The organism is Absiella sp. AM29-15 (assembly GCF_003434225.1).
Taxonomy (GTDB): domain Bacteria; phylum Bacillota_I; class Bacilli_A; order Erysipelotrichales; family Erysipelotrichaceae; genus Hoskinsella; species Hoskinsella hominis.
Window position 1 is genome coordinate 104,990 of the sequence record NZ_QVFL01000012.1, and the last position, 13,744, is coordinate 118,733.

Consider the following 13,744-nt stretch of genomic DNA (forward strand, 5'->3'; position numbering starts at 1 on the left):
TTATGATTATCAAAGGTAAAATTACAATGCACAATGGGGAAGTCATCCCATTTGAATTATATCCGGATGATGCCCCAATCACAGTAGAAAATTTTGTGAAATTAATCAAGGAAGGCTACTACAATGGCAAAACATTCCATCGTGTAATTCCACACTTCGTATCACAGGGTGGATGTCCTTATGGAACAGGTGCTGGAGATTTAGGTTATACAATTCCATGTGAAACCATGCATAACCCAAATCGTCATGTAACTGGAAGCTTATCTATGGCACATCGTGGAAAAGATACAGGATGTTGTCAGTTCTTTATCTGTCATGAACCACAGCCACATTTGGATGGTGTTCATACCGTATTTGGAAAAGTAACGGATAACATGAAAGCTGTGACATCTATGCGTAATGGCGATGTTATGGATATGGTTGAAATTGAGGAAGCATAATGGATGATGTAAAGCGTTTAGGCTTTCCTGTATTGGTCATTGTTGTTTCAGCGGTATTAACAAAACTGATTGAAACCTATTTAACAGGTGCTTTTGTTTCTACATTGCTGATTATCGTCACGGTATCCGCATTATTTATGTTTGGGGTATCTCTGAATAGAAACAGAAAAAAGAAAAGCAATGCAATTTTCCGTAAGGTATTTGCGGTTGTTGTCGTAGTCCTGCTGCTGTTTACACAGCTTGGATATTTTCGTATCCCATATGTCAGTGACTGGATGGCTTATCTTGGAATGGGTGCTTTTTATATTAATATGCTGTATATCTTTTGTGGATATCTGTTTGTCGATTAAGGAGGAACTATGTTCAATTTTGATAAAACAATGGAAGAAGTACGAGCGGATATGCAGGATGACGATGTCCTGCTTGTCGATGTAAGAGAGATTGATGAATTTGCGAATGGTCACATTCCAGATGCAATCAATGTACCTTTGAGTGAATTAGACCAAAGTGCAGAAATCATGTTGCCAAAGGATAAAAAACTGTATGTATACTGTCGTAGTGGACAGCGTAGTACTACTGCAAAACGTAAATTATTAGAAATGGGTTTTGAAGAAGTATATAACGTTGGTGGAATTATCAGCTGGCCTTATGAAGTAGAAACTGGTGCGTAAATGAAGAAGAAACTGATTTGTCCAAAGTGCGGGCAGGAATTTTCTTTTCATTATATGAAAAATAAATTTTCACCACGTGTACAATGCGATCACTGTAAGGAATCATTATATATAGAAAATAAGATATTTCCATACCTGATCATTGCTATCGTTTTATTATTTGTGACAGATACGATTTTTATATATTTTGATCAGATCAATCTACAAGGCTTTTTACGTTATCTGATTGTATTTATTGTGTTGTCTGCCATATGCATTTTTTTAACAATGTTGCTGCGATTTATTTTTGGTGATGGATTTCTATATAAAGTAAGAAGTAGAACACAGGAACTGGAAGAACGGGAACGAATTGAAAAAATGCGTAAAGAACTGCAGGAAAGTAAAGCCAGGGGGAAAAAGAAGAAATGCAAAAAGTAAGAAGATTACCATTACATCATGCTTGCAATGTTAGAGATTTAGGTGGCTATGCCATAGATGAACATTGTATGAGCAGCTGGCATATGCTGTATCGCAGTGATTCTTTGGAAAAACTGGATGAACATGACTGGCAATATCTGGCAAATTGCAATATTAAATGGATCATCGATTTACGTAGTGACAGTGAACAACAGCAAATGGGTTATGATGCAGCTGCTCATGGCATGACGAAAGTTTCATTACCATTCATGAAAGAGGACAAAAGTCCTAAAGAACTGCTGGATGATGAAGCCAGAGAACAGTTTATGGAAAGCATGAAATTAAAATATGATGAGATGATTGAAGATGTGCCTGAACAAATTATAAAAGTATTTGATGTGATTGCTAATGCTTTATCACGTCATGAAGCAGTATTGTTTCATTGTACTGCTGGAAAAGATCGTACAGGCATGTTGAGTGTCTTGTTATTGTCTTTAATTGGGGTTGACCGTTATGATATCCTTGCGGATTATCAGGTAAGTGCAACGTATAACACATTAGGTGTCAATCAAATGTTACCAAAGGAACTTATGCAGGTACCACAAATTCGTGCTTTATTTGAAAGTACGCCGGATATGATGGAACCTCTTTTAGATAAACTGGAAACAAGTGGTGGTTGTGAAGCATATCTGTTATCCATAGGTGTTTCTAAAGAAAGTCTGGAAATCATCAAAGAGCATTTCATCACTTCTCGCTAAATAAATATATCAAGAAACAGAAAATCTAATATGATTTCTGTTTTTTTATATAGAAAAAGGGGAGTGATTCCTTATATAAGGAATCAAATTGATGATATAATAGTATCAGTTGAAACAAGTTTTAGAAAAAATCAATTCTATTTATAAAAAATCGTTAGCCGCAAAATTTCAAATAAGTCTAGGAGATGAATTTCAAGGATTAGTACAGGACTTAAAGTATAGGCTAATTAATAGCTTTTCAAAAGCAGAAAAGAAATGACAATGCTTATAACTGCATGGTATAATGCAGGTAAAGACAAATTGAAATTTATAGGAGATATTTATATGAGTGAATTTACAATAAATGAAATGAAAGAAATGCAAAAAATACTACAAGAAAAATACAAAGATAAATGGGAAGGTATTTCTGCTGAAGTAGGGCAAAACAAATTACTATGGATGGTTGGAGAAATTGGCGAAGTAATTGATATTGTAAAAAAACATAGCGGATTAAAAGCCAGTCAAGATGAAGATTTGAGAAAGGATTTGATTGAAGAATTAGCAGATGTTCTGATGTATTACAATGATGTTTTATTATGTTACGATATTTCATCCGAAGAATTAAAATCTGCATATGTTAATAAGTTTGAAAAGAATATGAAGCGTTGGTAAATAAGAATATGTTTGATGAATTGTTATATAGTGCTTCTAATGCTTTCGATATTGATGTTATGTATATAAAAAAGATGGCATAACTATCAACACCCTATACAGGAGGGCTGTTATAAATCGGTGTTGAACGGTGTTGTAAAGAAATATAACAAGAGCCATGAGAAAACGCCATTACCGAAGATAACGCCCCACAGCCTAAGACATGTGTTCTGTAAAAAAGATAATGTGAGAGAGGCAGAAAAATATTGAAATAACTATCAATTATAACTAAAAGAAAAAAGGCTTATTTTGAAGCCTTTTACTGTTTTTTGATCATCCGCTGTCTTAATAATTCAAAAGCGAATATGGTAGCACTGCTGCTGGCACTCATTGCATTTTTAAAATCATTCGCATAAGGTATGAAGACATTTTGATCACAAGCCTGTGCTACGATTTTACTTAAGCCACGCATTTCACCACCAATGGCGATACAGACACGTTTTGGAAATGTATATTCATAAAGATTCACTGCATCTTTTCGCTCTGCGGCGATTAAATGTATATCGTTGTTTTTCATTTCAGTAAGTAATGCTTCCATATCATCTGCGATGATCATGGATAAATATTCACTGGCACCAGCACTGGATTTTGCGACAACACCTGCGGCAGTTGTCCAGTTTCTTGGTGGAATGATGACACCATCACATCCTGCTGCATACAGGGAACGAAGGACATGGCCAAAATTAAATGGATCTTCAATGCCTTCCAGGATACATAAGAAGCAATCATCATTCATGATACAATCGGATAGTTTTTGATAACTTCGTTCTCCACAAAATGCAATCATACCCCCATGGGTTTTGCCTTGCGCATATTCATCAATTTCTTCTCGTGTGTGGATTTCTACCGGTATCTTTTTTTCTTTTGCTTTACGGATGATAAAAGCCGTGTCGCGGTCTTTTTTCTTTTTATCAATATAAATCTTATGAATGCAGCGTTTATTTGCCAAAAGGGCAGCTTTAACGCTGATATTACCTTCTAAAATATAGTCTTCCATTTCGGTTACCTCTCAATCAAAGGTATTATAGCATGCCTTAGGAAAATTTAGAAATACTTTTGTTTTCATTATACGTGTTCTGTGGTAAACTATAGGAAAAAGTGAGGTTTTGATATGAAGATAGCAATCGTGACCATGATGGTCAAACCAAAAAAATGTGAAGAAAATTTTGTTTATATGAAGCAAAGAATTGAAGAAGCCAAAAAAGCACAGGCGGATATGATCGTATTTGGACAAAATGCCATCAGTGGATATCTGTTAAGTGAAGACTGGATGGATGATGCATGGTGTCGCTATGTGGACAGCTTTAATGAACGATTAATCGCAATGAGCGATGATATCGCTATTGTATGGGGAAATATTCGTTATCGCAATAAACGACGTTTCAATGCCGCTTTTTTTGCGTATCAGGGCAACACGCATATGCGTGTAAAGAAAAATGAAACGACAGAATATGTAGATGATGCTATGTATTTTGAAGAAAGTGACATCAATAGTGCTATTGAATTTAAAGATATGGTGTTTGCGCTTAATTTTGGGAAGGAACTTCAATTAGCGGATATGAATATCAATCTAGATGCACATCCTTATGATATGGATGAAGAAAGCACTTATCATGGAAATATTATATACGCCAATGTTTGTGGCGCACAAAATAGTGGAAAACAGGTAAAGGTGATGGAAGGTGGAAGTTATATCTACCGCAATCATGAATTAGTTTATCAGGCAGCGTATTTCACTGATACGATGGACATTGTGGATATACATGACACAAAAGATACACCTAAAGAAAAACATATATTAGATGCCTTATTAATGGGAATCAAATCCTTTGATGCATCTGTATTTCCATCTTCCATGCCTTGGGTTGTTGGATTGAGTGGAGGACTTGATAGTAGTGTCACAGCTGCATTATTAACAATGGCACTGGGAAACAAGCGGATTTATGGCTATAATATGCCAACTGGCTATAACAGTACGAAAACCATTGATAATGCGGAAAAAGAAGCAAATGCTTTGAAAATTGCTTATCATAAAGGCAGTATTCAAAAGATGGTAGATGATATGAAAGATCAGTTCATGGAATCATTTGGATTTGATGTAAATGGCATGCCATCTCTTGTACAGGAGAATTTACAGGCAAGGATTCGTGGTTTTGTGTTAAATGGAATATCCAGCATGCTTGGTGGTGTTGTAGTGAATAATGCCAATATGGTAGAAGCAAGTCTTGGATATTGTACATTATATGGTGACAGTATTGGTGCACTTTCTTTAATTGGTGATTTGGATAAGGTAACACTGTTTGAAATCGCACATGAAATCAACGCTCGTATGGGAAAAGAAGTTGTCCCTGAGAATCTGCTGCCAAAATTTAAAGACGGTAAAATGATTTGGGATATGATGCCAAGTGCTGAATTAAAAGATGCACAAAAGGATCCAATGAAATGGTTTTATCATGATGCATTATTGAATAAAATTCGATTAGGTGCAACAAAAGCTTCTTTACTATTGGAGTATCGCAAAAAAACACTTCAAAATGAGCTAGGAGAATGGATGCAGTATTATCATATTGATACAGAAGAAACGTTCTTACAGGATTTAGACTGGCTATTGTCCACAATGAAACGCAATGCCTTCAAACGTCTGCAACTGCCTCCTTGTATCACTTTACATGCGAAAACCATTACTGGACGTATCAGTACACAGGGTGGATATGGCAAGGATGATGAGGGCATGCTTAAGAAAATCATGAAGATTTCTTAAAATTTTGTAACTTTTCGTTTTCTTAGTCGAAGTCATGGTACAATAGCGGTAATGGAGGTAAATGCATGAAGTTTAAAGTAAGTGAAGATATGCGTCATAAGATCATTGCGGCAATCATTGTTGTTGCAGTGGGGATTACAATCTATTTCGCATATTATAAAATTGATGTATTGGTGGGGGTTTTTAATACAGTTACCAGTTTGATGATGCCATTTATTTTGGGGTTTGCGATTGCATTCTTATTGAATCGGCCAATGGAATTGATAGAAACGAAGGTTTTAGGGAAAACAAGATTAAAAAAACAGACAAAACGAAATCTTTCTACGATTATTACGATGGTTTTGGCAATCATTATTGTAGGATGCTTTATGGCTTTATTGATACCACAGCTTGTGGACAGTGTATTTTCACTTGTAAAGGCATTCCCTGGATATGTTGAAGAATTCCAAAAGTTTGCGGAAAGTTATATGTCAGAACATGCAATCAATGCAGAACATGTGAGTGATTATATACAGAAAAGTGATTTCTTTAATAAAATTACGAATATGGTTACCACGGCATTGCCTCAGATGTTGAAGATGACTTTTCAATTTGGCAGTACCCTGCTGGATGTGCTTTTAGGTATCATGTCAGCGATTTATATGTTGATGGATAAAGAACGCTTGATGAGATATGTTAAGAAAATAAATTATGCGATTTTCCCAACACAAGCAAGTGAATATTTACATCGTATGGCAATTGCCAGTGCAGATATTTTCAATAATTTTATTGTAGGTAAAGCTATTGATTCCTTGATCATTGGAACCCTATGTTATATTGGTTCATTGATTTTTCAGTTTCCATATGCATTACTTTTATCGGTATTTGTTGGTGTGACAAACATGATTCCGGTATTTGGACCTTTTATTGGTGCTGTGCCAGGTATATTCATTCTATTTATTATTCATCCAATTACAGCGTTATACTTTGCTTTGTTTATCTTTGTACTTCAACAGTTTGATGGAAATATTTTAGGACCATTGATTCTGGGAGATAAACTGGGTTTGCCAAGTATTGGTATCTTGTTCTCCGTTGTTGTTGGCGGTGGATTATTTGGTGTCATTGGTATGTTTATTGGAGTCCCATGCTTTGCGGTATTCTATACAGCGGTTCGTGAATTTGTGAATTATCGTTTACATAAGAAAGAACTGGAGCTAAAAGATTTAACATATAAAGATGAGTAAAAAAGCGTTAGACTTTGGTGTATTCCATAAGTCTAACGCTTGTTTTTAGATATAAGATAAAGTTTTTAAGATGAATAGCCACATGGTTAAGGTAAACGCACTACACAGGGTCGTTAGCATGACAACGGTACTAGATAGTGTTCCCTCATGTCCCATATTCTTGGCCATGATGAAACAGCTGACAGTTGTGGCACTGCCTAACATAATCAGGATGGCAACCAGTTTTTCTGATGTGAATCCCATCCATATGGCGATGGGCAGAAATATTGCCACAAAGACAATTAATTTGATAAAGGTACAAAGGATTGCCGGCTTCCATAATCCTTTGGCATTCTGTAATTGGAAGGATGCTCCCATCGCCATAAGACCAAGAGGTGTTGCCAGCACAGAAAGATTGTTTAATGTTTTCTGCATGATTACAGGCTGCTTGATTCCGGATATTGACCAAAGAAAACCAGCTATAATTCCTAAAATGATTGGATTGCTTGCAATTCCTTTGATTGTTTTGATGAGAACTTCCTTTCCCATTTTGGTACGTTCTCTTTTTAATACAGAAAGCACAATGACAGCCATGACATTATATAAAGGAACACTGGCAAAAATCATTAATGGTGCAATCGTGGAGTGTCCATAGATATTCTCAATTAAAGCGATACCCAGAATAGCCGCAGAACTGCGATAACTTGCTTGTACAAATTCTCCCTGTATTGCTTTATTGTGTAATCGAGTTGACACCAGATAGGAAAAGATAATGGAAATCAAGGTAGCAAAGAAACAAAATAAGACAAAGCGGGTATCCCAGACAGAAAAGAAATCTACTCTTGATAAATCATTAAATAACAAGACGGGCAGGGCACAAGAGAATACAAATGCATTCATTCGTTTAACAAATTCATCTGTAAATATATGCAAATAACGAAAGATCATCCCTAAGATCATCGTTAAAAATACCGGTATGGTAACATTTAAACAAAAAATTAAATCATTCATAAAATCCACCTTTCATTTTATTCGCATTCCATTATACCACAAAAAAACATATCACTATAGATATGTTTTAAATTGCAGGATTCAACTGTATATTTTCGTTGAATGCATCCTCCGTAAGTGTAAAGCTGCAGCGGCGGCATTCCTGAATGATATTCATGATATGATCGCTTACACGTTCAATATCAGTTAGGATTTCAGAATAGATGACACAATCTTTTGCGTCAACACTCTTGTCTTTCATACGGTTGATTTGAAGCTGTCGATAATTTTCAGTTAACTCATCAATGCGGTCTTCAATGCGCTCAATCTTTTCGTAACAATCATTATCACTATCGAAATCATAAGCGAATAATAAGGAAAAGCTTTTCATCAATAGATCGTGCAGGGTAGTTAATTCCTCTGTGACCATGTGAGAATCATCTAATGATAATTCATTATGCTTTGTATATTGCAAGATGTTAATGGCATGATCGCCAATGCGTTCAATGTCCGCAAAGCACTTGAATAAGGCATTAACAGTTGTACTTTCTTTTTCACTCATATGTAAAGAAGAAACTTTCGTCATATAATTGGTAATTTCATAATTGATATAATCGATACGTTTTTCACGCTTGTTGATTTTTTCAGCATCGCATTCTTTGGTTGTGATACCCTTGATAGAATCACTTAAATTCTGTTGTGCTAATTGTAACATTGCCACCGCTTCCTTACGTAAAGAGGAAACTGCAATTGTTACTGTACCAATGTTATCCGTATCCACAAATGTAAGGGGAATGTTGTATCCTTTGTTTTCTTCGATTTCTTCTGGTTTGATTGGCATAATGATCTGTGCCAGTTTTGCCAGTTTATTACCAAATGGAATCAGCAACAAGGTTGTCGCAATATTGAAAATCGTATGTGCATTGGCAATCTGTGCAGCAGGATTGGATGTGATGGCTTCCATCCAGCCCACAAATGGTATTAAATGTACTACGATAAAGAAGATGGCTGTACCAATAATATTAAAGGACAAGTGAATAATGGTTGTACGTTTTGCATTTCGATTTGCACCAAGAGATGCAAGTACTGCAGTGATACATGTACCAATATTCTGACCAAAAATAATATAAATGGAAGTATCTAGTCCAACAAGACCACTTAATGCAAGTGCCTGCAAAATACCAACAGATGCTGAAGAACTTTGAATTAAAGCGGTGAAACCAGCACCTAGTAAAATTGCTAATAATGGATTTTTGATTGTTGTCATTGCGGAAATAAATGCTTCACTACTCTGTAGTGGCACCATCGCATTTTTCATCATATCCATACCAATGAACAAAATACCCAGACCTGCCATGATTTCTCCAATAGCATTTAATTTTTTATTCTTGAAGAATGTTACAAACACAACACCAATAATTGCGACCAATGGGGCAATCTTACTGGCATCTAATGCAATTAACTGACCAGTGATCGTTGTACCAATATTGGCACCCATGATAATCCATACAGCCTGATTTAATGTCATCAGCTGTGAATTTACAAATCCAACGACCATAACAGTCGTCGCACTAGAGCTTTGTATGACCGCAGTAATCAATGCGCCTACCAGTATGCCTAAAAAACGATTGCTTGTTAATTTTTCTAAAATCGTTTTCATTCGATCTCCGGCAGCAGCTTCCAGCCCATCACTCATCATATGCATGCCGTATAGAAATAGCGCCAAACCTCCCAGCAACGCCAAAATGTTTTCAAATGTCATCCTTTATATCCTCCTGAAAAAAGTCATTCTTTATTACATCTCAAGTATACAAAATAATTGTAAAGCTATTGTAAAAATTCTGTTAATAATTCACAATGTATTGATGAAAACCGCTTACAATCAGGGGAATGTAAAAGATATGTAAAAAAGTGACCTTAAGGGTCACTTAGGATATTATTGCATACTGACAAACATATCATCATAAGTTGGATATGGATAATTATCAGAAGAAATAGCATCTTCAATTTGATCAATGACAGAACGTAAATCAGTCATTGCAGGCACAACCACAGTATTTAAATATTGTGCTTTCGCCATATTATCAGGATATTGCTGGCGATTTTCCATTTTTTGTTTTAAATCATGATACTGTTTATCAAAGTTATCCAGTAAAGATACCAGATGTTTGATCTTGCGCTGATAATAACTATTTTCAAAGCCCAGTGAATTTTGCGCATCACTATAGAACTTGATTTCACGTACCAGGGCAGGAAGGATTTCTTTCTTGCTCATATCTAATAATGTTAAAACTTCTACTTTTACACTCTTACGATATTCTTCTGTCAAGATATCCACACGTGCTTCCAGCTCAGCACGATTATAAACCTTCATACGATCAAACATCGCAACAGCTTTTTCAGAAGATAAAGAAGAAATAGAGTCTAAGTAACATTTGATATTTGGCAAGCCACGTTTTTCTGCTTCATCCAGCCAGTCAGAAGAATAGCCATCACCTGAGAAAAGAATGCGGTGGTGTTTCTGCAGGATATCACGACAGATATCCAAAGATTTCTTACGCACTTCATCAATATATTTGATACCCTGTAATTTATCAGCGATTTTACATAAACTATCAGCTACGATAGAATTCAATATAATATTGGTTGTGGAAGCGCTGCGGCTGCTGCCAACCATACGGAATTCAAATTTATTTCCGGTAAAAGCAAATGGAGATGTACGATTACGATCACTAGTATCTTTTGGCACATAGCTTAGGTTGGCAATCGCATATGCTTTTGGTTCTACAACATCATCAATTTCATTTTCACCTAAACGAATCTTTTCTAAAACGATTTCCAAATCTTCACCCATACAGATCGATACAACAGCTGGAGGTGCCTCATCTGCACCTAATCGATAATCATTTCCATAACTGCTTGCTGCCATACGAAGCATTTCCGGATACGTATCCACAGCCTCAATGATTGCACATACAAATAAAAGGAAACGAATGTTTTCGTGTGGGCGATCTCCTGGTTCTAACAGGTTTTGTCCATCATCTGTCACAAGACTCCAGTTATTGTGTTTGCCACTGCCGTTCACTCCCTGGAAAGGTTTTTCATGAAGCAGGCAGGCAAGTCCATGCTTATCGGCTTTTTTCTTTAATACGTCCATGATGATCAGGTTTTGATCAACCGCGACATTCGCATCAATAAATAATGGTGCGATTTCAAATTGACATGGTGCGACTTCATTATGTTCTGTTTTGGCATAAATACCAAGCTTCCATAATTCTTCATCGACTTCCTCCATAAAAGCCTGTACACGGGCAGGAATACTACCAAAATAATGTCCTCGCAGATCCATTGATTTAGGAGGCATAGAGCCAAATAATGTTCTGCCGGTATGTACTAAGTCTTTACGTTTCAGGTACATTTCTTTATCCACCAAAAAATATTCCTGTTCTAAGCCTACCATGGCATTGACATGCTTGATATCTTTATCTTTAAATAAGTTAACGATTCTGGTTGCCTGTTTACTGATTGCTTCTGCAGATTTCAATAAAGGAGCTTTCTTATCCAGCGTTTCTCCATTATAAGAAACAAAGATCGTTGGAATACATAAAACGTTGTCACGGATAAATGCAGGAGAGGTACAATCCCAATAGGTATATCCTCTTGCCTCGAAAGTAGCACGAAGTCCTCCACTTGGAAAGCTAGAAGCATCGCCTTCACCTTTGATCAGGCTTTTACCACTAAAACGGGATATTGCCTGATTGTGATCACCTGGCTCAATAAAGCTGTCATGCTTTTCGGCAGTTGATCCAGTCAATGGCTGAAACCAGTGCGTAAAATGTGTTGCACCTTTTTCCATAGCCCATATCTTCATCGCATGTGCAATCGCATCCGCTGTTGGGCGATCCAATGCATCTTCTTTACGTGTTGCTGTTTTCCATTTCTGATAAACAGGATGAGGAAGGCATTCTTTCATTACGTTTTCACTAAATAAATTGATGCCAAAATCATCAAAAGGGTGTTTGTTTGTCATTTTAAAATCCTCCTTTATCAAGATTTTACCTTATTTCACAAAAAAAGTATAGGAAATCTCAAATAAAAATTAAAAAAAGCTATAAAAATTAAAAAATATTTTGAAAAATCTGAATAAAAAAATAGAAAAACAGCAAGATAATTAAAAACTTGCCTGATTATATAATAGATTAGATGTTATATATTCGTCACAAATTCGTTACAAAAATCATTAAACGCTTACAAATTTTAAAATTTATGCGCAAAAGAGATGATTTTTATAAAATTATGAGGTACAATGTATATATGAAAAAGTAATGTTCATATACTTTATAAGGAGGAATTTAACATGAACTTAAAAGGAACAAAAACAGAAAAGAATTTGAATGAAGCATTTGCCGGAGAATCCATGGCTAGAAACAAATATACCTACTATGCTAGCAAAGCAAAGAAAGATGGCTATGTACAGATTGCCAATATCTTTGAACAGACTGCTAACAACGAAAAAGAACATGCAAAACTTTGGTTTAAATTATTGCATGATGGTATGCCTGATACAGTAACGAACTTAAAAGATGCTGCAGCTGGTGAAAACTTTGAATGGACAGACATGTATGCTCGTATGGCAAAAGAAGCTCGTGAAGAAGGCTTTGATGATATCGCTGAAACAATGGAAGGCGTACTTGCTATTGAAAAAACACATGAAGAACGCTATGTTGCTTTATTAAACAACATTGAAGATGGTACAGTATTTGAAAAGAGCGAAGAAACTGTTTGGGAATGCTTAAACTGTGGACACTTACACCGTGGTAAAACAGCTCCAGAAGTTTGCCCTGTATGTAATCATCCAAGAGCTTACTTTGAAGTTCGCGAAGAAAACTACTAAAAAGTTGAAAAACCTATCAGAATTGATAGGTTTTTTTTAGCTTTTCCTTATTATTTTAAAGGTTCTACCGCAATAAATAGCTTATCACGTTCAGGAAGTCCATAATTTTTTTCAAAGAAATCATACATTGTCCAATTATAGAAAAAACGTTCAGCTCCATAAATGCCATAGCCATCCTGATTATGATCTGTTGTATCATATGAATCAGCTACAATGATGACATCATCCTGTGTAGTTTCAGTGCCCATGGTATCATAGCCGATAATGACCTGCCAGTGTCCGCCCCAATCATTCCATGCAACCATCACTGGAATGCCTTTCTTTAGATAATCCTGAATCATTTCTAAAGAAATTTGATCATATTCACTTTCCTTATAATCATAAGTTGATTTTATAGAAAAACCGCCAACACCTTGAAAAATCTGAATCATTGATTTCAATGAGGTTGCTTCTGGTTCTAATTTATTTGTACGAAATTCAGCAAGGCTTTTTTCATCATAATCGCCTAATGCGTCGTAATATTTTAAAACCATGAGGGCAGCATCTACACCACAACTCCATTCACTACTTTGTTGAATCGTAGGAAAATGCTCTAAAATTGTAAGGGTATCATTAGATTTCATATGATATACATTAGGATGTGCAAAATATATAGAATCCTGATGATCACCATCACGTTCTACACTATCAGCACCATCCTCTTTTGACAAATCCACAGTATGTTCGATTTTCATATCATCTTGATAATTCGCTTTTTTTTCATTTTTGGCACAACCCGTTAATAATACTGCAATACATAAAAAACAACATAATTTTTTCATTTTTTCTCTCCTTTACAAAATAATCGCAAAGGGTACTTGCTTATGATCGTTTCATTATTTAATTTTGATAGTTTACTCCCATAAAATATGATTATCAGGATATTGTCTTGAGTCTATACAA

15 protein-coding genes are annotated in these 13,744 nt (G+C 35.7%); 10 read left to right on the forward strand and 5 right to left on the reverse strand.

Going from position 1 to position 13,744, the window contains the following annotated elements:
* Window positions 1–2: 2 nt before the first annotated feature.
* From DW761_RS12995 to DW761_RS13025, 7 genes are all read left to right on the forward strand, one after another.
* Complete coding sequence (locus DW761_RS12995) at window positions 3–440, forward strand: peptidylprolyl isomerase (protein WP_117452736.1); 438 nt, start codon at window positions 3–5, stop codon at window positions 438–440.
* On the forward strand, window positions 440–790 hold the full coding sequence (locus DW761_RS13000) for an amino acid permease (RefSeq protein ID WP_117452735.1): 351 nt from the start codon (window positions 440–442) through the stop codon (window positions 788–790). Before DW761_RS12995 ends, DW761_RS13000 begins: the two co-directional genes overlap by 1 nt.
* Before the next feature lie 9 nt (window positions 791–799).
* A complete protein-coding gene (locus DW761_RS13005) occupies window positions 800–1,111 on the forward strand; it encodes a rhodanese-like domain-containing protein (protein WP_117452734.1) in 312 nt (103 codons plus the stop codon).
* Window positions 1,112–1,528, forward strand: a complete 417-nt coding sequence (locus DW761_RS13010) for a hypothetical protein (protein WP_117518416.1) — start codon at window positions 1,112–1,114, stop codon at window positions 1,526–1,528.
* On the forward strand, window positions 1,516–2,265 hold the full coding sequence (locus DW761_RS13015) for a tyrosine-protein phosphatase (RefSeq protein WP_117452732.1): 750 nt from the start codon (window positions 1,516–1,518) through the stop codon (window positions 2,263–2,265). The genes DW761_RS13010 and DW761_RS13015 overlap by 13 nt, the downstream gene beginning before the upstream one ends.
* Before the next feature lie 109 nt (window positions 2,266–2,374).
* Window positions 2,375–2,524 (forward strand): SatD family protein, encoded by a 150-nt coding sequence (locus tag DW761_RS21860; RefSeq protein WP_117452731.1) that lies wholly within the window; start codon window positions 2,375–2,377, stop codon window positions 2,522–2,524.
* 65 nt (window positions 2,525–2,589) lie between these two features.
* A complete protein-coding gene (locus DW761_RS13025; RefSeq protein ID WP_053769005.1) occupies window positions 2,590–2,916 on the forward strand; it encodes a MazG nucleotide pyrophosphohydrolase domain-containing protein in 327 nt (108 codons plus the stop codon).
* A gap of 298 nt (window positions 2,917–3,214) precedes the next feature.
* Here the strand turns inward: DW761_RS13025 and DW761_RS13035 are convergent, their stop codons facing one another.
* Window positions 3,215–3,952 carry a TrmH family RNA methyltransferase gene (locus DW761_RS13035; RefSeq protein WP_117518417.1) on the reverse strand — a complete coding sequence of 246 codons (738 nt, stop codon included), beginning with the start codon at window positions 3,950–3,952 and terminating at the stop codon, window positions 3,215–3,217.
* Between the two features lie 114 nt (window positions 3,953–4,066).
* Between DW761_RS13035 and nadE the strand changes: the two genes are divergently transcribed.
* Window positions 4,067–5,716: an NAD(+) synthase gene (nadE, locus tag DW761_RS13040; protein ID WP_117518418.1), complete on the forward strand. Its 1,650-nt coding sequence runs from the start codon at window positions 4,067–4,069 to the stop codon at window positions 5,714–5,716.
* Window positions 5,717–5,781: 65 nt separating this feature from the next.
* Window positions 5,782–6,939 (forward strand): AI-2E family transporter, encoded by a 1,158-nt coding sequence (locus DW761_RS13045; protein ID WP_117452728.1) that lies wholly within the window; start codon window positions 5,782–5,784, stop codon window positions 6,937–6,939.
* 45 nt (window positions 6,940–6,984) lie between these two features.
* On the opposite strand, the gene DW761_RS13050 is transcribed toward DW761_RS13045, so the two are convergent.
* The 3 genes from DW761_RS13050 to DW761_RS13060 form a co-directional block, all read right to left on the reverse strand.
* Window positions 6,985–7,929 (reverse strand): AEC family transporter, encoded by a 945-nt coding sequence (locus DW761_RS13050; RefSeq protein ID WP_117518419.1) that lies wholly within the window; start codon window positions 7,927–7,929, stop codon window positions 6,985–6,987.
* 67 nt (window positions 7,930–7,996) lie between these two features.
* On the reverse strand, window positions 7,997–9,670 hold the full coding sequence (locus DW761_RS13055; RefSeq protein ID WP_117452726.1) for a Na/Pi cotransporter family protein: 1,674 nt from the start codon (window positions 9,668–9,670) through the stop codon (window positions 7,997–7,999).
* Between the two features lie 174 nt (window positions 9,671–9,844).
* Window positions 9,845–11,938: a glutamine synthetase III gene (locus DW761_RS13060; RefSeq protein ID WP_117452725.1), complete on the reverse strand. Its 2,094-nt coding sequence runs from the start codon at window positions 11,936–11,938 to the stop codon at window positions 9,845–9,847.
* A 327-nt stretch (window positions 11,939–12,265) separates the two neighbouring features.
* On the opposite strand from DW761_RS13060, the gene rbr reads away from it, so the two are divergent.
* A complete protein-coding gene (gene rbr, locus DW761_RS13065; protein WP_117452724.1) occupies window positions 12,266–12,802 on the forward strand; it encodes a rubrerythrin in 537 nt (178 codons plus the stop codon).
* 50 nt (window positions 12,803–12,852) lie between these two features.
* On the opposite strand, the gene DW761_RS13070 is transcribed toward rbr, so the two are convergent.
* The gene (locus DW761_RS13070) at window positions 12,853–13,623 is read right to left on the reverse strand and encodes a C39 family peptidase (RefSeq protein WP_117452723.1); all 771 of its coding nucleotides are present in this window, start codon (window positions 13,621–13,623) and stop codon (window positions 12,853–12,855) included.
* Between the last annotated feature and the right edge of the window lie 121 nt (window positions 13,624–13,744).

What these genes read in the sequence shown, in the direction of transcription:
- DW761_RS12995 (WP_117452736.1), top strand. Translation starts at nt 3, where the DNA reads ATGATTATCAAAGGTAAAATTACAATGCACAATGGGGAAGTCATCCCA.
- DW761_RS13000 (WP_117452735.1), top strand. Translation starts at nt 440, where the DNA reads ATGGATGATGTAAAGCGTTTAGGCTTTCCTGTATTGGTCATTGTTGTT.
- DW761_RS13005 (WP_117452734.1), top strand. Translation starts at nt 800, where the DNA reads ATGTTCAATTTTGATAAAACAATGGAAGAAGTACGAGCGGATATGCAG.
- DW761_RS13010 (WP_117518416.1), top strand. Translation starts at nt 1,112, where the DNA reads ATGAAGAAGAAACTGATTTGTCCAAAGTGCGGGCAGGAATTTTCTTTT.
- DW761_RS13015 (WP_117452732.1), top strand. Translation starts at nt 1,516, where the DNA reads ATGCAAAAAGTAAGAAGATTACCATTACATCATGCTTGCAATGTTAGA.
- DW761_RS13025 (WP_053769005.1), top strand. Translation starts at nt 2,590, where the DNA reads ATGAGTGAATTTACAATAAATGAAATGAAAGAAATGCAAAAAATACTA.
- DW761_RS13035 (WP_117518417.1), bottom strand. Translation starts at nt 3,952, where the DNA reads ATGGAAGACTATATTTTAGAAGGTAATATCAGCGTTAAAGCTGCCCTT.
- nadE (WP_117518418.1), top strand. Translation starts at nt 4,067, where the DNA reads ATGAAGATAGCAATCGTGACCATGATGGTCAAACCAAAAAAATGTGAA.
- DW761_RS13045 (WP_117452728.1), top strand. Translation starts at nt 5,782, where the DNA reads ATGAAGTTTAAAGTAAGTGAAGATATGCGTCATAAGATCATTGCGGCA.
- DW761_RS13050 (WP_117518419.1), bottom strand. Translation starts at nt 7,929, where the DNA reads ATGAATGATTTAATTTTTTGTTTAAATGTTACCATACCGGTATTTTTA.
- DW761_RS13055 (WP_117452726.1), bottom strand. Translation starts at nt 9,670, where the DNA reads ATGACATTTGAAAACATTTTGGCGTTGCTGGGAGGTTTGGCGCTATTT.
- DW761_RS13060 (WP_117452725.1), bottom strand. Translation starts at nt 11,938, where the DNA reads ATGACAAACAAACACCCTTTTGATGATTTTGGCATCAATTTATTTAGT.
- rbr (WP_117452724.1), top strand. Translation starts at nt 12,266, where the DNA reads ATGAACTTAAAAGGAACAAAAACAGAAAAGAATTTGAATGAAGCATTT.
- DW761_RS13070 (WP_117452723.1), bottom strand. Translation starts at nt 13,623, where the DNA reads ATGAAAAAATTATGTTGTTTTTTATGTATTGCAGTATTATTAACGGGT.